Below are 17,008 nucleotides of genomic sequence, written 5' to 3'. Positions count from 1 at the left end.
GTGGCCACCGTCGAAGCGTGCCGTCAACGTAGCGTGCGGTTCCGGCCGGAGCGATGGCCGGAACCGATCGTCACCGTGCCGGAATCCCCCTGTTGCGGTTCCCGGACCTCCGTGACGGGGCGGGAGTACGAAGACGTACGCGGACGTACGCAGATGCACGCGGACGCGGTCGCGGAGGTGGGCGCGCGGCGGCCCCGCGGAGTCAGCCGGTGCGCCCCGGGCGCAGGTCCGTCCAGGCCGGGTGGCGCGGATCGTCGGCCCGGACCAGGGCGTCGGCCCGGTCCGCCGGGCCGGTCTCGGCCTCGTACCGCGCGAAGGCGGGGAGGGTCCAGCGGGCGGACTCCTCGGTGCGGCGGGCGAGCGCGCCCGGGGAGAGGCCGATGTGGACGCTGAGGTCGAAGGGGAACCAGTGTCCCAGCAACAGCGGGCCGTGCACGACGAGCACGCCGCCGGGCGGGAGTTCGGCGTAGGGGCTGCGGGTCGCCCGGTCGGTGGCCGGGTCCCAGAGGTCGGGCAGCACCCGACCGGTGCCGCCGGGGTCGGTCGGACCGAAGACCTCCCGCCAGAGCGCCGCCGTGTCGTACCAGCCGTCGAGGTAGGAGTCCACGTCCTCGCGGCCGAACTCGAAGCGGAGGGAGGCCGGGCGCAGGAAGCCCTCGGCCGCCACGACCAGGACCGAACGCCCGCGCAGGCGCAGCGCGTCGGCGAGTTCCGCGGCGAGGACGCCGGTGCGGGCGGCGGGCGCCCCGTCGATGCCCACGCGCCGCCATCGGCCTTCCGGGCCGGTCTCGCCCTCGCCGCCGTCCTTCTCGTTGTCCTTCTCGTTGTCCTTCTCGCTGTCGTCCAGGTGACCGGCGAGCCGCTCGGCCATCCGCTGCCATGTGATCGCTTCCAGCTGCACCAACCCATTGTCAGTGGTCGCCCCTAACGTTTTTCAAGAGGGATCACCGGCGCACAGGGGGCCGGTGGCCCGGCCTTGGGGAGGGGTCTGTCATGGCTCGGGAGACGACGTATCTGGAGCTGTCCCAGGAGGACGGCGGTGCCCACAAGTTCTACGAGGTCACCGTCGACGGCACCGCCGTCTCCGTGCGGTACGGACGCATCGGCGCGGACGGCCAGCTGCAGAGTTCCTCCTTCCCGACCGCCGAGAAGGCACGGGCGGCCGCCGCCAAGAAGGTCGGGGAGAAGGTCCGCAAGGGCTACGCCCCGGCGGTGCGGGGAGCACGCGCGGCCCGGTCGGTGACGCGGCGCCAGGTGACGTCGACCCCGTCCACCGCGCGCGCCGTGGCCCCGGTGCTGTGGCGGTTCCGTACGGGGTCCTCCGCCTTCGGGATCCACGTGGACGAGGACCGCTGCTGGGTCGGCAACCAGGCCGGGGACGTCTACACGGTGAGCCACGACGGCGAGGTGCTGGCCCGGTACTCGCTGCCGGACGGGGTGAAGTGTCTGGTGGCGGACGAGTTCTGGATCTACGCGGGCTGTGACGACGGCACGGTGTACGACCTGTCCTCGAAGGTGCCGTTCGGGGCGTACGACATCGCGGCCGACGTGGACATCTTCTGGCTCGACATCCGCGAGGGCGTGCTGAACGTGTCCGACCGCAGCGGCGGGCTGACGGTCATCGACCACGAGGACGAGTTCCAGTGGTCGCGGCGCTCGGCCGGCGAGAACGCGTGGATGGTGCGCGCGGACGAGCGGGCGGTCTACCACGGTCACAGCAAGGGGGTCACGGCCTACGCCCCGGACGGCGGCGGGCAGTTGTGGCACACACCGACCAACGGGTCGGTCCTGTTCGGCTGGCAGGAGGACCACGCGGTGTACGCGGGGACCGGCCGCAACACGGTGGAGCGGCTGTCGAAGGCGACGGGCGCGCTGGAGGCCTCGTACCGGTGCGACGCGGCGGTCTACTCCTGCGCGACCTCGCCGGACGGCCGGCACGTCTTCGCCGGTGACCTGGCCTCGTCCGTGTACTGCTTCGACTCCGACGGGCGCCGGCTGTGGAAGCTCGGCACCGGCAGCGGGGCCGCGCTGTCCATGCAGTACCTGGACGAGCGGCTGTACTTGGTGACCACGGACGGTTCGCTGGTGTGCGTGGACGCGAGCGAGGCCGCGATCGCGGCCGCCCGGGAGGGATCGGTGCCGACGGCCGTGGACGTGAAGTCGGCGGCCGCCCTGCCCGTCTTCACCCCGGCCGCCACCCCCGCCGCGGTGGCGACGGTGTCCGTGTCCTCGGTGCCCGCGGGCGGTGTGGTCGTGGAGTGCGTGCAGCTGGGCCAGCGGATGCGCGTGCAGGTGGTGTCGGGCGGTTTCGAGCCCTCGTGGAACGTGCAGTTCCCCCGCGGGATACGGGAGCCCGGCGCCCGGTACGTGGTGGACGGCCTGCACCCGGCGGCCGGAGGCTTCTACCGCGTGCGCGGGGAGATCCGCCGGCTCGTCTGAGCGGCGCCCTGGTTCACGGGGCCGGAGCTCATCGCGTCCGCGTGGGGCACGCGCACTGCGTGGCCCCGGGCGGAGCCTCGGTGGGCAGCGCGAAGGGGTCGCCCTCGGCGAGGGCGGCGGTCACACAGAGCACGACCCGCTCGGCGCCCAGGTTGCGGCCGAGGTGGACGTGGCGCCGGCCGGCGGGCTCGACGAAGCTGGTGCCGGTGTGATGCACCTCGACCGTACCGTCGTGCAGGATCCGGGTCAGGGTGCCGGACTTGACCACCGCTATCAACGGGACGCGGTGGTAGTGCCAGCCGGTGCAGCCGCCGGGCTCTATCTCGACCTCTCTCACCACGAGGTCGGAAGCCACCTCCGCTTTCGGACGCCTGCCCGCAACCCTCGGGCGCCCGGCCGTCGCCTGCCGTCCAACCATGTTTCCCTCCTCCATGGACCGGCCGCGGCCCACTCGACTCACGGTAGGAGGACACCATGAGGTCAGGGAAGACTCCGTGAAACCGCAAGTACCCATACGTACAAGGTGATATACGGCCTGAACGGCGGTATCACTTCGACATGAGCCTGGTCGTTTTCGAGTCGACGAAGCAGATCCACTGCGCGGAGTGCAGGCAGGGACCACTGCGCCGCCTCGTCCGCGAGGCCGGCGTGCCCCGCTGCCTGGACTGCGCCGACCTCGGACACCTGCTCTACCTGCCGCGCGGCGACACCGCCCTCACCCGGCGCGCCCACGAGGCCAGTTCGCTGTCCGCCGTCGTGGTCCGCTTCCACCGGCGCCGCCGCCGCTACGAGCGCATGGGCATCCTCGTCGAGGACGCGGCCCTGGCCCACGCCGAGCGGGCCTGCCTCGCGGACGCCGAGGCACGGTCCCGCCGCCGGGAGCGCGACCGGCTGCGCCGGGCGGCCGAGGACACCCGGTTCACGGCGGCCTTCGCCGCCGAGATCCTGCGGCTGTTCCCCGGGTGCCCCTCCGACCGGGCCCGGGCCATCGCCGCGCACGCCTCGGTGCGCGGCAGCGGCCGGGTGGGCCGCAGTGCGGCCGGCCGGGCTCTGGACCCGCCCGCCGTGTACGCGGCGGTACGGGCGGCCGTGCGGCACCTCGACACCGAGTACGACGCCCTGCTGATGGGGGGCGTGCCCCGGTTCGCCGCCCGGGCCCGGCTGGCGCCCCGGATCGACGCGATCCTGGACGGCTGGCGGGCAGCTTCCGAGGCGCCCGCGTCGCAGGCTAGTTGAGCCGGAAGCGCCGGTAGAGCAGCACTCCGCCGAGCAGCATGGCGCCGCCGCCGGACAGCAGGTAGCCGACGTTCTCGGCCCCGGTGTGGGCGAGCGCGGGACCCCGGGGCGGGGCCGGCGGGGTCTGCGGGGTCCGCGGGGTGACCGGCCGCACGGCGACGGGAGGCCGGACCGGCTCGCCGACGACCGGGGTCGAGCCGTTGACCGAGGTGTTGCCCACGGAGGAGTTGCCGACGCCGACGACACTCACCGAATTGCCGCTGATGTTGACCGGCACCTGGACGGGGAGCTGGAGCCCATTGCCGGACAGCAGCCCCGGAGAATCCTTTCCGCGCCCGTCGGCCACCGCACCCCGGCCGGGCCCACCGTGCCCGCCGTCCCGGTCGTCTCCGTCGTGGCCGCTGTGCCCGCCGTTCCCCGCACCGTTTCCGGCGCCGGGTTTCGACGGGTACGAGGGGTCGGACGGCCGAGACCCGGGATGTCCCGGCTTGCCCTGCTGCCCGGCGCCCCGGTCCGCGTTGACGCACCGGTTCCCGGCCGCCGAGTTGAGCACGCCCACCACGCTCACGGTGTTGCCGCACACGTTCACCGGGGCGTGTACCGGCAGTTGCAGCAGATTCCCCGACAGCACCCCCGGCGAACGCACGGCCTGCCCGCCCGCCTCCGCGTCGGCGTAGGCGAAGCCACCCGCACCCGCGACCGCGAGTCCACCCCCCGCAACCACCGCCGCGATCAAGCCATTCCGACGACTGTGACGCATCAGATTTCCTGCCTTCCGGAAGGGTCCACGGGCCTTGCACCCGTACCGGAAACAACGCCGTAACCCCATTCGGGTTATAGCGCCGGTAGGCATTTCACTCCATCGTGTACTGGGTAATCCCTACTTCATGACTCGCCCGCTGCTCCTCCTCGACGTGGACGGCCCCCTCAACCCGTTCCGGTCCCGCCTCGCGGGGCTCCGCGGATACACCAGCCACCGGATGCGCCCGAGCATCTGGCTGTCCTACCGCGCACCGGAATCCCGCAGCGCCCGGCGCGGTGTGCGGGTGCGCCTGCACCCGGCCCACGGCGCCCGGCTGCTGGCCCTGCCCTACGACATCGCCTGGGCCACCGCCTGGACGCACGAGGCCAACACACTGATCTCCCCGCACATCGGACTACCCGCTGATCTTCCTGTCATCGAATGGCCGGAACCCTTCAGCCGCGACCCCGACGGCCTCTTCTGGAAGACCCGCCCGCTCGTGGAATGGGCGGCCGGCCGGCCCTTCGCCTGGGTCGACGACCTGATCACGCCCAGGGACCGCGCCTGGGTCGCCTCCCACCACCCGGCCCCGGCCCTGCTCCTGCGCATCCACCCCCGCCACGGCCTGCGCCCGCAGGACTTCATCACCCTCGACCGCTGGGCGGCCGGGCTCAGCCCAGCAGGGCCGTGACCGGATCCGCGGCGGGGCCGCGGCCCGTGGGCCACCAGTCGTCATCGCCCAGGCGGTTCTCGTAGGAGTACCAGAGGGCGTCCCGGCCGAGCCGGAGCTGCCGGCCGGGGCCCGTCAGCCGGTTCCGGTCGGGGCGGAACGAGCCCTGGCCGGCGGCGAGAAGAGCCGGGCGGGCCCGGTCGAAGGGGCCCGCCGGCGGCTCCCAGGGCTCTTCGAGGGTGAGCAGGGCGGGCAGACCGCCCTGCCTCCAGGCGGCCGCTCCCCGGGCCAGGTCGGTGGTACTGCGTCCCGTGGCCCGGGCCAGCTCGCGGTAGAGGGTGCGGGCGGCGCCGGTGAGCCCGGCCGTCGGGTGGGCCGAGGCCAGCCGGACGGCGTCCTGCCAGCGGCTCAGCCCGGCCATCGGATCCTCGGCGGTGCGCAGCAGCGCCAGGGCGCGGGCGGCCGCGTCCGCGGCGAGCTGGTCCAGGGCGAGCGGGTCCGGGGCCGCCGGGTCGGCCGGATACGCGGGCGGCATCCCGACGGCGGAGGGCGCCGCCAGCGGAGCGGGCAGCGGCGGCAGCACGGTGCGTACGAGCGCGGCGCGGGCCGGTACCCCGGGGAAGTCCGGTGTCCCGTCGGGCTGTTCGCGCGCGGCGTGTGAGGCGTTGCGGCGGGTGAGCTCCTCCAGCAGCTCGCGCTCGCCGCGGCCGCGCAGCAGGAGCAGGACGAAGGGGTCGGCGTCCAGGAGCCGGGCCGCGCGGTAGCACAGGGCCGCGGCGTGCTTGCAGGGCGGGCGGGCGACGTCGGGGCAGGAGCAGCGCGGCACGAGCTCCCCCGCACCGGGCAGGACCGACTCGGAGAGGGACTCGGGGACCTCCCGCTCCAGCAGTGCGGCCAGCGCCGTCGGATCGGCGACCACCGATTCCAGCAGCTCGCTCCACTCGGTGTCCGAGAAGGCGGGCAGGGACAGCTCGGTGCGGTACGGCCGCGCCCGGCTGCCCCGGACGTAGGCCACGATCCGGCCCGGGGTGACGGTGACGGCATCGACGTGGCCCTCGGCGGCGTACGTCCGCCCGCGGGTCAGGCGGGCTCCGTCGCGGGCCACCTCCTCCAGGGCGGACACCCAGGCCCGGCCCCACCAGCTGACGGCCTCCACCCCCGGCGGCACGGTCTCGAAGGTGCGGCGGCGGTCGTCGCGCGCGGTGATCATCCGGGCCTCCGCAGGGAAACGAGGTCGGCCAGCTCGCGGTCGGTGAGCTCGGTCAGCGCCGTCTCGCCGGAGCCCAGCACGGCATCGGCCAGCGCCCGCTTCGCCTCCAGCATTTCGGCGATCCGGTCCTCGACGGTGCCCTCCGCGATGATGCGGTGCACCTGGACGGGCTGGGTCTGGCCGATCCGGTAGGCGCGGTCGGTGGCCTGTTCCTCGACGGCCGGGTTCCACCAGCGGTCGTAGTGGATGACGTGCCCGGCCCGGGTGAGGTTGAGGCCGGTGCCGGCCGCCTTGAGGGACAGCAGGAACACGGGCACCTCGCCCGCCTGGAACCGGTCCACGAGCTCTTCCCGGCGCGGAACGGGCGTGCCCCCTTGCAGCAGCTGGTGGGAGATCCCGCGCGCCGTCAGGTGCCGCTCGAGGAGCCGGGCCATCGTCACGTACTGGGTGAAGACCAGCACCGAGCCGCCCTCGGCCAGGATCGTGTCGAGCAGCTCGTCGAGGAGGGCCAGCTTCCCGGAGCGGTGCGCGATCCGCGGCTCTCCTTCCTTCAAATACTGAGCGGGGTGGTTGCAGATCTGCTTGAGCGAGGCCAGCAGCTTCATGATCATTCCGCGCCGCTCGATGCCCTCGCTCGCACCGATCACCGCCATCGCTTCGTCGACCGCCGCCTGGTAGAGGGAGGCCTGCTCGCGGGTGAGGGAGACGGGGTGGTCGGTCTCCGTCTTCGGCGGCAGTTCGGGGGCGATCCCGGGATCGGACTTCTTGCGCCGCAGCAGGAACGGCCGGACCAGCGCGGCCAGTCGGGCGACCGCGGCCTCGTTGCCCCCGTCCTCCTCCGTCTGGTGCTCCACGGGCCGCGCGTGGCGGGCCCGGAACGCGGTGAGCGGGCCGAGCAGTCCGGGCGTGGTCCAGTCGAGGAGCGCCCACAGCTCGGAGAGGTTGTTCTCCACCGGGGTGCCGGTCAGCGCCACCCGGGCGGGCGCCGGGATCGTGCGCAGCGCCTTCGCGGTCGCCGAGTGCGGGTTCTTGACGTGCTGGGCCTCGTCCGCGACGACCATGCCCCAGGGCTGTTCGGCCAACCGGGCCGCTCCCGCGCGCATGGTTCCGTAGGTGGTGAGGACGAATCCCCCGGCGGGTTGGCCGGACAGTCCTTCGAGGCTGCGGCCGGCGCCGTGGAAGCGGCGCACCGGCGTGCCGGGGGCGAACCTCTCGATCTCGCGCTGCCAGTTGCCCAGCAGCGAGGCCGGGCAGACCACCAGCGTCGGCTCGGGGCGGTCGCGGTGCAGGTGGAGCGCGATCAGGGTGACGGTCTTGCCCAGGCCCATGTCGTCGGCGAGGCAGCCGCCGAGTCCGAGCGAGGTCATCAGGTCCAGCCAGGCCAGACCGCGGGCCTGGTAGTCGCGCAGGGTGGCCTTGAGCCCGGCCGGCTGGGGCAGCGGCGCCAGCTCCCCGGTCAGCCGGTCCCGCAGGGCGGCCAGCGCCCCCACGGGCACCGCGGCCACCGGCTCCCCCTCGACCTCGGCGGTCCCCGTCAGTACGGCGGCCAGCGCGTCCACCGGGTCCAGCAGACCCAGCTCCCGCTTGCGCGCCTTGCGCACCAGCTCCGGATCGACCCGCACCCACTGGTCGCGCAGCCGCACCACGGGCCGGTGGGCCTGCGCGAGCGCGTCCATCTCCCCCGGGGTGAGCCGGTCCCCGCCGAGCGCCAGTTCCCAGGAGAAGGCGAAGAGGTGCTCGGCGTCGAAGAAGGCGGTGCCGTCGGTCGCGGAACCGGGCGCGGTGGACCGTACGACCGCGGTCGCGGACAGCGTACGAGCCAGCTCGCGCGGCCAGTGGACAGGGACTCCGGCCTCCGCCAGCCGGGTCGCGGCCCGGCCCAGCAGGTCTTCGAGCTCGGGGTCCGAAAGGGCCAGCACGTCGGGAACCGGCTGGTCGAGCAGCCGGAGCAGCGGCGGCCACACCCGGGCGGCCCGTCGCAGCGCGAGGACGGCGTCGATCCGGGCACGGGGTCCGAAGCCGGCCGCGGCGGCGCCCGCCCAGAGCATCGAGGCGTCCGTGACCAGCGTCGGGTCGGCGAGGCTGTGCACCTGGACGACGGCGGCCCCGGCGCGGCGCAGGTCCTCGCCCGGTTCCGTCCCGCTCTCGGCCTCGTCGAAGAGGCGGAAGGAGGACAGGTCGAGGCGGAGCGAGATGCCGACTCCGGTGTCCGCGCCCGAGGCGACCTGCGCGGCCCAGTCCCGTATCCCCGGGACCTGCTGCGGCTCGCGGGCCGCGAACGGCCGGCCCGCGGCGAAGGGCGCCGCCGGGGTGCGGGGCAGGCTGTCGGCGACGGCATCGAGGAACGCCCTGACCAGTGCCTCCGGTTCGGGCAGGTGGAGCGGGCGGCGTCCGGCGAGCGGGGTGGCGTACCCCTCGTGGGGCATCGCGGCGGCGACCGCGCGCAGATGCGCGATGTCCTCGGCGTCCAGGGGTCCGGCCCGCCAGGCGTCGATGCCTTCGGGGGTCAGCCCGGGCAGCAGCCGGCCCCGCGCGACGAGGGACAGCGCCTGGACGGCGGCCGTCCCCCAGGCACGGGTCGCGGGATGGGTCCCGGGCCTGCGGACCGCACGGACGAGCACGGGCAGGGCGGCGGTGACCGTCAGCGTGACGGCGGGCACCGTGCGGGTACGGACGCCCTCGCCATGGGGGCGGACCACCTGGAGCGCGTCCGGGGCGCCTTCGGCGGGCAGGGGGTCCCCGTCGGGGGCCCAGAACGCGATGCGGCTCTCGCGGGGCACCGCGGCCGGAAGGAACACGGCGGCGTGCCGCGGCAGAGCGGACCCGGACCCGGGCGGCTGCGCCGGTGCGTGGCGCGTCGTCGGCATGGCCATGATGTCCCCCCTCTCGCGGTCTCCGCGGTCTCCTCGGTCAGACGGATCCCGTCTGCGTCGAGTCTAGGCGGGGCCACTGACAATGCCGCTGAGCTGTGCCTTTCCCGGAACCCCGGAGACCGTGGAACCCGTCGGTCCGGCAGCACGGCGCCCGGCGCACGGCGGTCCGACGGCACGCGGCCCGGCAGCCCGGGAGTGCCGCGGGGCTGCGGTACGGGTGGTGCTCGCGCCCGGCGGTCAGCGGGCCCAGCGGCCCTGTTCGGTTGCGTATCCGTACACCGGCCGGTCCGCGGAGACGGCCGAGATGCGCCAGGGCCGGCCGGCCTCGTCGAGGCGGAGGGTGCCGGAGCCGGTGGGGCCGCTCCAGTGAAGGTCCAGGGACCAGTCGCAGTCGCAGCCGGTGGTGCTCGCCACCACCCGTAGGACGGCCGGTTCGGCGGCCGAGACCCGGATCGGGAAGGCGGGGGCTTCGATCTTCTCCCCCTCGTTGTTGCCGGCCACCGGACGGGCCAGTGGGCGCGGCGCGTCCAGGTTGACCGCGAAGCCGGCCGGGGTGAGCCCTCCGCCGCAGCCCTGCGACATCTCGTAGACGTTCCACGCCGGCGGGGACCGCCGCCCGGCCACCCGTACCTCCAAGTCCTCCAGGACCACCGCGGCCGGACCCGTGCCCAGCAGGGTGATCTCCACGATCTGCGTCCCCGCGTGGACGGCCTCCCGCCCCGCCGCCCACGCGGGCGCGTCCGCCTCCACCGGGGGCGGGGGCACCGCCGAGGGCGCCTGTTCGGAGAGGTACGCGTGATCGCAGCCCGCCGCCCACACGTGCGACCGCACGGCCGCGCGCAGGGGCGGGGAGGCCGGTGTGGGGCCGCCCGTCGCGGCGGGCCCGGTCGGCGCTCCCGTCGTGCCCGCCGAAGTGCCCGCCGAAGCGGCCGTAGGGCCGGCCCCCGGGCCGGTCGCCGCGGGTGGCGCCGCGGGCCCGGTCCCTCCCGGCGCGGTCTCCGACGCCGTCGGCCCGGCCGTCGCCGCCGTCCCCGTGGCCCCGGCCGTCCCCGTGGCCCCCACCGGCGCCGTCGGTCCGGCCTGGGGTGCCCGGTGGTCCGGGCCCGTCTGCGGAAGCCACCAGACGCCCACCGCGAGGGCCACGACCGCGGCGACCGCCACCCCGGCCAGCCGCAGCCGGTGCCCGGACCGGCGCGGCAGCGGCGCCCCCGGAACATCGGGATCCGCGGCCACCTCCTCCGGCCGGGCCTCCGGGTCTTCCCGGCCGCCCTCACCCTCGGGCGACGCCCCCACCGCCTCCGCCACCTCCGCCACCGAGACCGCGCGCCGCCGGGCATCCGCCAGCAGCCAGGCCCGGTGCAGTTCCACCGCCTCCGCCGGAGTCGCCCCGCAGGCCCGCGCGAAGCGGTCCACCACCACGAACTCCGCGGGCAGCGCCTCACCGCTGCAGTAGCGGTGCAGGGTCGACGTGCTCGTGTGGAGCCCTCGCGCGAGAGCCCCGTAGCTCCGCCCGCTCCGCTCCTTCAGTTCCCTCATCGACCGTGCGAACGCCTGCGCCTCGGCCGATCTCCCCGTCCCGGAATTCCGTTCCATGCCAACGATGTTCCCGCAGATGACGGTGCGTACGGCCGTTCCACCGTCCCGAGTTCGTCCCGAAACGCCGGCGTGGGCCCGAGCCGGGGTACAGCCTTCTCGAGAGACACCACCGCACCGTCACGGACCACACGGGGAGAACCGACCATGTTCCGACGCACCGCCCGATCCACCGGACCCGCCCGGCCCGCCCGGACCGCCCGGACCGCCGCCGTCCTCGCGGCCACCGCGGCCGCCGCCACCGCCCTCGTCCTCACCGCCTCCACCACCTCCTCGGCCGCCGTCACCGCGCCCGGGTTCCTGGCGGGCGCCGACCTGCCCCCGCACCCCGGCTCCGCCTGGTACGCCGGGAAGGTCACCAAGGGGCTGCCCGAGTTCGCGCCGTTCTGTGCGGACGGCGTGCTCCCCGCCACCGGGAGCTGGTACCGCGACTTCGGCACCGAGTTCGACACGAACGCGGTACAGGTGTCCGTGCGCACGTCCTCCAGCGCCGCGGCCATCAAGCTCAAGGCGGCCCTGGAGCGCAAGGTGGCGGCCTGCGCCGCCGACTGGCTGCGCAAGACCCCGGGCGGTACGGCCTCCTGGCAGGACTACGGCAAGCTCAGCGTCGAGGAGGGCGCGCACGTCTACGGGGTGCACACCTCCATGCCGGAGTCCGAGCCCGGCGTCCACCTGTTCGGCATCGGGCGCGACGGCTCCACGGTGACGTTCGTGAGGTGGGGGCAGATGGGGTACCTGAACGAGGCACCCGTCCCGGCCTTCAAGAAGACGACCGTCAGGGCCGTGAACAAGCTCAACCCCTGACGCTCCGCGCCCCCGGTGGGACCATGGAAGGGACGGGGAAGCCGGGGTGGGCGACGACGTCTGGGCGGTGATGGCCATGCGCACCGGAAACGAGCCGGTGACGGCCCGCAGCGCGCTGCGGCTGCGCTTCTGGCTGAGCCTGTGGGGGCTGATCTGGTCCGGTGCCGGGGCGGCGGCGTTCTCGCTCGCCGCCCGGCCCGGGTGGGCCGCGGCCTGCGCGGCCATCGCCGTGCTCGCGGCCGTGGACCTGACCGTGGTGATCCGCCGCATCCACCAGGGCCCGCACTACCAGCCGGGCCGCGACATCCCCCCGTACGAGCCCCCGGGCCACTAGGCCGTCTCTTTCGGATCTTGCCGGACCACGCGGGCCAGGCAAGATCCGAAAGAGACGGCCTAGGTGTGGTGTCCCGGGGCGTCTGCCCGGAGCCCGGCCGGGCTACTTCTCGAAGCGGGCCGCCGCCAGGTAGTCCGGCTGGGGGTCCAGGGCGGCCGCGAGGCGGAAGTGCTTGCGGGCCTGGTCCGGGCGGCCGGCGCGCTCGTGGGTGCGTGCCAGTGCGAAGTGGGCGAACGCGTTGTCCGGCTCCCGCTCCAGCACGATCTCGAACTCCAGCTCCGCCGGCCGCAATTGGGCGGCGGCGAAGAAGGCCCGGGCGCGCAGCAGCCGGGCCGCCGTGTTCTCCGGGTGGGCGGCTATCACCGAGTCGAGCAGCTTCACCGCACCGCGCGGGTCGCGCGCGGCGAGGAGCTGCTCCGCGGCCCGGTAGTCGATGACGTGCGTCTCGGGCGACGAGGACCGAGGGGGCGGCGGGAGCTGCGGCGTGGTGTCGGACACGGTCTGTTCCTTCCCTCTACAGGCGCGTTCAACGCCCCGCACGCCGCCCGCTATTCCGTCAGCCGAGCCGGTCCTCGAGTTGGGCGTACAGCTCGGTGACGGCGGCGTCGGCGGCCGGGGAGACGGGGAAGAGGTTGAGGAAGGTGTGGATCAGTCCGTCGTAGGTACGGGCGAAGACGTCCACGCCGGCACCGGTGAGGGCTTCCGCGTAGGCGTTGCCCTCGTCGCGCAGGGGGTCGTACTGGGCGGTGCCGATGACCGCGGGGGCGAGGCCGGTGAACTTCTCGGCGAGCAGCGGGGAGACCTGCCAGGAGCCGCGGACGGCGGGGTCGTCGCCCGCGTAGAGGTGTTGGAGATCCAGGACGTCCTGGGTGCGCAGGGCGTAGCCGTCGGCGTTCTCGGTGCGTGAGGGGTGGTCGCCGACGAAGTCGGTGGCGGGGTAGACCAGGAGTTGCGCGGCGAGCGGTCGGCCTTCGTCGCGGAAGGTGAGGGCGACGGCGGCGGCGAGGTTGCCTCCGGCGCTGTCGCCGGCCACGGCGAGGCGGTCGCGGCGGCCTCCGTAGTCGTCGGTGTGGTCGGCGACGTGGTGGGCGGCGGCGAGGCAGTCGTCGTAGGCGGCGGGGAAGGGGTGCTCGGGGGCCAGCCGGTAGTCGACGGCCACGACCACGGCGTTCACGTCGCGGCACATCCGCCGGGTGACGTCGTCATGGGTGTCGAGGTCGCCCGTGAGCCAGCCGCCGCCGTGGAAGAAGACCACCGTGGGAACGGGTCCGCCGTCCTCGGGCCGGTAGACGCGGACGGGGATCCGTCCGGCGGGTCCGGGGACGGCGGTGTCCTCCACCGAGCCGACCTCGATCGGCTCCGGCAGTGCGAAGCCGGCGCCCATCGCGCGGTTCACCTCGCGCAGCACCTCGGGATCGGTGTCGATGACCCGGGGGACCGGGTGGGCGTTGACCTGGTCGAGTACGGCGGCGAGGGACGGGTCGACGGGCATGCGCGGCACCCTTCTTCGGCGGGACGTGCCCGGAGCGCTGGAGGGAGCGGCGGATCGGCTCCGTGTCTCGCATCGTGCGGTCACGCCCCGGAGGCCGCCACCGGAGGCCGCCACCGGGGGCCGGCCGTCGGGCGAGCAATGGCCGGCCGTCGCGATCAGCGTCACGCGGCCGTGGCCGCAGCCCCCGTCACGCGGCGCCGGTCACGCCGCCCCGCCATTCGTCCCCGTCACGCGGCCCTGGTCACGACCCGCCGCCCGCCGCCCGCACCGTGAGCTCCTCCCACACCTTGCGCACCTGCGGCTCCAGCGCCTCCAGCGGCCCGTCGTTGTCGATCACGAGCGTGGCCACGGCCAGCCGCTGTTCGCGCGTGGCCTGCGCCGCCATCCTGGCCCTGGCCTCCGACTCCTCCATGCCCCGCAGCCCCGTGAGCCGCGCGAGCTGGGTGGCGGGCGCCGCGTCCACGACGACGACCAGGTCGTACAGGGGAGCGAGCCCGTTCTCCGCGAGCAGCGGTACGTCGTGCACCACGATCGCGTCGGCCCCCGCGGCGGCTTCGAGCTCGGCGGACCGGGCCCCGACCAGCGGGTGCACGATCCCGTTGAGGATCCGCAGCTTCGCCGGGTCGGCGAACACGATCGACCCCAGCTTCGGCCGGTCCAGCCCGCCCCCGGGAGTCAGTACGGACTCCCCGAAGGCCTCCACCACCGCCGCGAGCCCGGACGTACCCGGCTCCACGACCTCCCGCGCGATCCGGTCGGCGTCCACGACGACCGCCCCGTACCCCGCCAGCAGCCGCGAGACCTCGCTCTTGCCGGCGCCGATTCCGCCTGTCAGGCCAACTTTCAACATGCCCGGCAGACTAGCCCCCGCGTCCTGGGGCCCGTACGGACCCCCTGCCCGGGCGGTTCCTCAGCCCTCGCCCTCGCGCTCCGCCAGGAACCGCTCGAACTCGAGGCCGATCTCGTCCGCCGACGGGATCTCCGCGGGCTCCGCGATCATGTTGCCCCGGGTCTCGGCGCCGGCCGCCGCGTCGTACTGGTGCTCCAGCCCCTGCACGAGACTGACCAGCTCCTCGTCGCCCTCCCGGATCTGCCGGTCGATCTCCGTCTGCGTGCGGTGCGCCTCGGTGCGCAGCGCGTGCGCGACCGACGGCAGGACCAGCCCCGTGGCGGCGGTGATCGCCTCCAGGGCGGTCAGCGCGGCGTCGGGATACGGGGAGCGCGCCACGTAGTGCGGTACGTGGGCGGCGACGCCCAGCACGTCGTGCCCGGCCTGGCCGAGGCGGAACTCGACCAGGGACTCGGCACTGCCCGGGACCTGGGCCTCGTCGAAGGGGCTGCGGTGACCCGGCATCAGGTCGGTCCGGTTGCCGTGCGGGGTGATCCCGACGGGCCGGGTGTGGGGGACGCCCATGGGGATGCCGTGGAAGTTGACGGAGAGCCGCACGCCCAGGCGCTCGACGATCTGCCGGACGGCGACGCAGAAGCGCTCCCACTCCACGTCCGGCTCGGGGCCGGACAGCAGCAGGAAGGGTGCGCCGGTGGCGTCCTGGACGAGGCGCACCTCGAGCCGGGGCTCCTCGAACTCCGTCCAGTGGTCGCGCTGGAACGTCAGCAGCGGACGGCGCGCCCGGTAGTCCACCAGGCGGTCCGCGTCGAACCGGGCCACGACCTGGTGGGGCAGCGTGTCGAGCAGCCGCTCGACGATCTGCTCGCCGGTCTCACCCGCGTCTATGTACCCCTCGAAGTGGTAGAGCATGACCAGCCCGGCCGAGTCCTGGGCGAGCGCCAGGTCGGCCACCGCCAGGCCCTTGGCGTCCCATTCGTACAAACCCTGTGGATCAAGCACTGCCACCACTCCTCCTCCGCCGCGTTCTCTGGCAAGAACGTCCAAGGAACCGTGACCATTCCCCAGTTGACGGTTCTGACCGTTTTCACGAGGCGGTGTTCAGCAGGCGGTGTTCACAGGAACGCGCGGCACGGCCGTACAACGCGGTAAGGCCCGCCCCCCTTAGGGGACGGGCCTTACCGGTGAAGATCAGCTCGGCTCACACCGTGCTGCTGCGATCAGCTCTGGCCGCCGGCCAGCTTCTCGCGGAGCGCGGCGAGGGCCTCGTCGGACGCCAGGGCGCCAGAGGTCTCGTCCGCACCCTCGGAGGAGTACGAACCACCCGAGATGCCCGCACCGGCGCTGCTGCTGCTGCCCGCGGCCGGAGCGGCCGCACCCTCGGCAGCGGCGGCCTCGTCGGCCTCGCGGCTCTTGATGACCTGGGCCTGGTGCTGCTCGAAGCGCGTCTGCGCCTCGGCGTACTGGCCCTCCCAGGCTTCGCGCTGCTTGTCGAAGCCCTCGAGCCAGTCGTTGGTCTCGGGGTCGAAGCCCTCGGGGTAGATGTAGTTGCCCGCGTCGTCGTACGAGGCAGCCATACCGTAGAGGGTCGGGTCGAACTCGACCGAGGCCGGGTCGGCACCGAAGGACTCGTTGGCCTGCTTCAGCGACAGCGAGATCCGGCGACGCTCGAGGTCGATGTCGATGACCTTGACGAAGATCTCGTCGTTGACCTGGACGACCTGCTCCGGGATCTCCACGTGGCGCTCGGCCAGCTCGGAGATGTGGACCAGACCCTCGATGCCCTCGTCCACGCGGACGAACGCACCGAACGGAACCAGCTTGGTGACCTTACCCGGGACGACCTGACCGATCTGGTGCGTCCGGGCGAACTGCTGCCACGGGTCTTCCTGCGTCGCCTTCAGCGACAGGGAGACGCGCTCGCGGTCCATGTCCACGTCGAGGACCTCGACGGTGACTTCCTGGCCGACCTCGACAACCTCGGACGGGTGGTCGATGTGCTTCCAGGACAGCTCGGAGACGTGGACGAGACCGTCGACGCCACCCAGGTCCACGAAGGCACCGAAGTTGACGATCGAGGAAACGACGCCGGAGCGGACCTGACCCTTCTGCAGGGTGGTGAGGAACGTCTGGCGAACCTCGGACTGGGTCTGCTCGAGCCAGGCACGGCGGGACAGGACCACGTTGTTGCGGTTCTTGTCCAGCTCGATGATCTTCGCCTCGAGCTCCTTGCCCACGTAGGGCTGGAGGTCGCGGACGCGACGCATCTCGACGAGGGAGGCCGGCAGGAAGCCGCGGAGGCCGATGTCGAGGATGAGTCCACCCTTGACGACCTCGATGACGGTACCGGTGACGATGCCGTCTTCTTCCTTGATCTTCTCGATCGTGCCCCAGGCGCGCTCGTACTGCGCGCGCTTCTTGGACAGGATCAGACGGCCTTCCTTGTCCTCCTTCTGGAGAACAAGAGCCTCGATCTCGTCGCCGACCTTGACGACCTCGTTCGGGTCGACATCGTGCTTGATCGAGAGCTCGCGGCTCGGGATCACGCCCTCGGTCTTGTAACCGATGTCGAGGAGGACCTCGTCACGGTCGACCTTCACGATGACGCCGTCGACGATGTCGCCGTCGTTGAAGTACTTGATCGTCTCGTCGATCGCGGCGAGGAACGCGGCCTCGTCACCGATGTCGTTGACCGCAACCTGCGGGGTGGTGGCGGTGGTCTCGGTGCTGCTCGTCATGTGGGTAAGGGCTCCGGTTACGGACAGAAA

The 17,008-nt window shown here is 73.6% G+C and carries 16 protein-coding genes; 5 read left to right on the top strand and 11 right to left on the bottom strand.

The features are described from left to right. Positions 1–202 precede the first annotated feature (202 nt). On the bottom strand, positions 203–901 hold the full coding sequence (locus ACFYM0_RS26385) for a uridine kinase (protein WP_388505625.1): 699 nt from the start codon (positions 899–901) through the stop codon (positions 203–205). Positions 902–993: 92 nt separating this feature from the next. Here ACFYM0_RS26385 and ACFYM0_RS26380 point away from each other — a divergent pair, with 92 nt between their 5' ends. Then, on the top strand, positions 994–2,439 hold the full coding sequence (locus tag ACFYM0_RS26380; protein WP_388505623.1) for a WGR domain-containing protein: 1,446 nt from the start codon (positions 994–996) through the stop codon (positions 2,437–2,439). Positions 2,440–2,467: 28 nt separating this feature from the next. Here ACFYM0_RS26380 and ACFYM0_RS26375 read toward each other — a convergent pair whose 3' ends face one another. Continuing rightward, the gene (locus ACFYM0_RS26375; RefSeq protein ID WP_388505621.1) at positions 2,468–2,794 is read right to left on the bottom strand and encodes a cupin domain-containing protein; all 327 of its coding nucleotides are present in this window, start codon (positions 2,792–2,794) and stop codon (positions 2,468–2,470) included. Positions 2,795–2,997: 203 nt separating this feature from the next. On the opposite strand from ACFYM0_RS26375, the gene ACFYM0_RS26370 reads away from it, so the two are divergent. Beyond that, complete coding sequence (locus ACFYM0_RS26370) at positions 2,998–3,675, top strand: DUF2293 domain-containing protein (protein WP_388505619.1); 678 nt, start codon at positions 2,998–3,000, stop codon at positions 3,673–3,675. On the opposite strand, the gene ACFYM0_RS26365 is transcribed toward ACFYM0_RS26370, so the two are convergent. After that, positions 3,668–4,399, bottom strand: coding sequence for a chaplin (locus ACFYM0_RS26365; RefSeq protein WP_388505617.1), 732 nt, complete (start codon positions 4,397–4,399; stop codon positions 3,668–3,670). The two genes, ACFYM0_RS26370 and ACFYM0_RS26365, sit on opposite strands and share 8 nt — an antisense overlap. A 163-nt stretch (positions 4,400–4,562) precedes the next feature. On the opposite strand from ACFYM0_RS26365, the gene ACFYM0_RS26360 reads away from it, so the two are divergent. Further along, positions 4,563–5,108: a hypothetical protein gene (locus ACFYM0_RS26360; RefSeq protein ID WP_388505615.1), complete on the top strand. Its 546-nt coding sequence runs from the start codon at positions 4,563–4,565 to the stop codon at positions 5,106–5,108. Here the strand turns inward: ACFYM0_RS26360 and ACFYM0_RS26355 are convergent. The 3 genes from ACFYM0_RS26355 to ACFYM0_RS26345 form a co-directional block, all read right to left on the bottom strand. Continuing rightward, entirely contained in the window at positions 5,089–6,297 is a 1,209-nt protein-coding gene (locus tag ACFYM0_RS26355; RefSeq protein WP_388505613.1) for an SWIM zinc finger family protein, read from the bottom strand. The two genes, ACFYM0_RS26360 and ACFYM0_RS26355, sit on opposite strands and share 20 nt — an antisense overlap. After that, positions 6,294–9,164, bottom strand: coding sequence for an SNF2-related protein (locus tag ACFYM0_RS26350; RefSeq protein ID WP_388505846.1), 2,871 nt, complete (start codon positions 9,162–9,164; stop codon positions 6,294–6,296). Before ACFYM0_RS26350 ends, ACFYM0_RS26355 begins: the two co-directional genes overlap by 4 nt. Before the next feature lie 243 nt (positions 9,165–9,407). Next, positions 9,408–10,763: a helix-turn-helix domain-containing protein gene (locus ACFYM0_RS26345; protein WP_388505611.1), complete on the bottom strand. Its 1,356-nt coding sequence runs from the start codon at positions 10,761–10,763 to the stop codon at positions 9,408–9,410. A 147-nt stretch (positions 10,764–10,910) separates the two neighbouring features. Here ACFYM0_RS26345 and ACFYM0_RS26340 point away from each other — a divergent pair, with 147 nt between their 5' ends. Both ACFYM0_RS26340 and ACFYM0_RS26335 read left to right on the top strand, forming a co-directional pair. Continuing rightward, a complete protein-coding gene (locus tag ACFYM0_RS26340) occupies positions 10,911–11,567 on the top strand; it encodes a hypothetical protein (protein WP_388505609.1) in 657 nt (218 codons plus the stop codon). Positions 11,568–11,643: 76 nt separating this feature from the next. Further along, the gene (locus ACFYM0_RS26335; RefSeq protein ID WP_388505844.1) at positions 11,644–11,901 is read left to right on the top strand and encodes a DUF6343 family protein; all 258 of its coding nucleotides are present in this window, start codon (positions 11,644–11,646) and stop codon (positions 11,899–11,901) included. Between the two features lie 102 nt (positions 11,902–12,003). Here ACFYM0_RS26335 and ACFYM0_RS26330 read toward each other — a convergent pair whose 3' ends face one another. From ACFYM0_RS26330 to rpsA, 5 genes are all read right to left on the bottom strand, one after another. After that, entirely contained in the window at positions 12,004–12,399 is a 396-nt protein-coding gene (locus ACFYM0_RS26330; protein ID WP_266909598.1) for a tetratricopeptide repeat protein, read from the bottom strand. A 58-nt stretch (positions 12,400–12,457) separates the two neighbouring features. After that, a complete protein-coding gene (locus ACFYM0_RS26325; protein ID WP_388505607.1) occupies positions 12,458–13,393 on the bottom strand; it encodes an alpha/beta hydrolase in 936 nt (311 codons plus the stop codon). A 241-nt stretch (positions 13,394–13,634) separates the two neighbouring features. Beyond that, complete coding sequence (gene coaE / locus ACFYM0_RS26320) at positions 13,635–14,243, bottom strand: dephospho-CoA kinase (protein WP_388505605.1); 609 nt, start codon at positions 14,241–14,243, stop codon at positions 13,635–13,637. Positions 14,244–14,303: 60 nt separating this feature from the next. Beyond that, a complete protein-coding gene (locus ACFYM0_RS26315; RefSeq protein ID WP_356516342.1) occupies positions 14,304–15,242 on the bottom strand; it encodes a PAC2 family protein in 939 nt (312 codons plus the stop codon). A 218-nt stretch (positions 15,243–15,460) separates the two neighbouring features. Beyond that, positions 15,461–16,978 carry a 30S ribosomal protein S1 gene (gene rpsA, locus ACFYM0_RS26310; protein ID WP_243338283.1) on the bottom strand — a complete coding sequence of 506 codons (1,518 nt, stop codon included), beginning with the start codon at positions 16,976–16,978 and terminating at the stop codon, positions 15,461–15,463. Between the last annotated feature and the right edge of the window lie 30 nt (positions 16,979–17,008).

Origin of the sequence: Streptomyces sp. NPDC006487 (assembly GCF_042870555.1) — a bacterium.
Taxonomy (GTDB): domain Bacteria; phylum Actinomycetota; class Actinomycetes; order Streptomycetales; family Streptomycetaceae; genus Streptomyces.
Note: the sequence above shows the minus strand (reverse complement) of the source record. Positions and strands in the feature narration are given on the sequence as shown.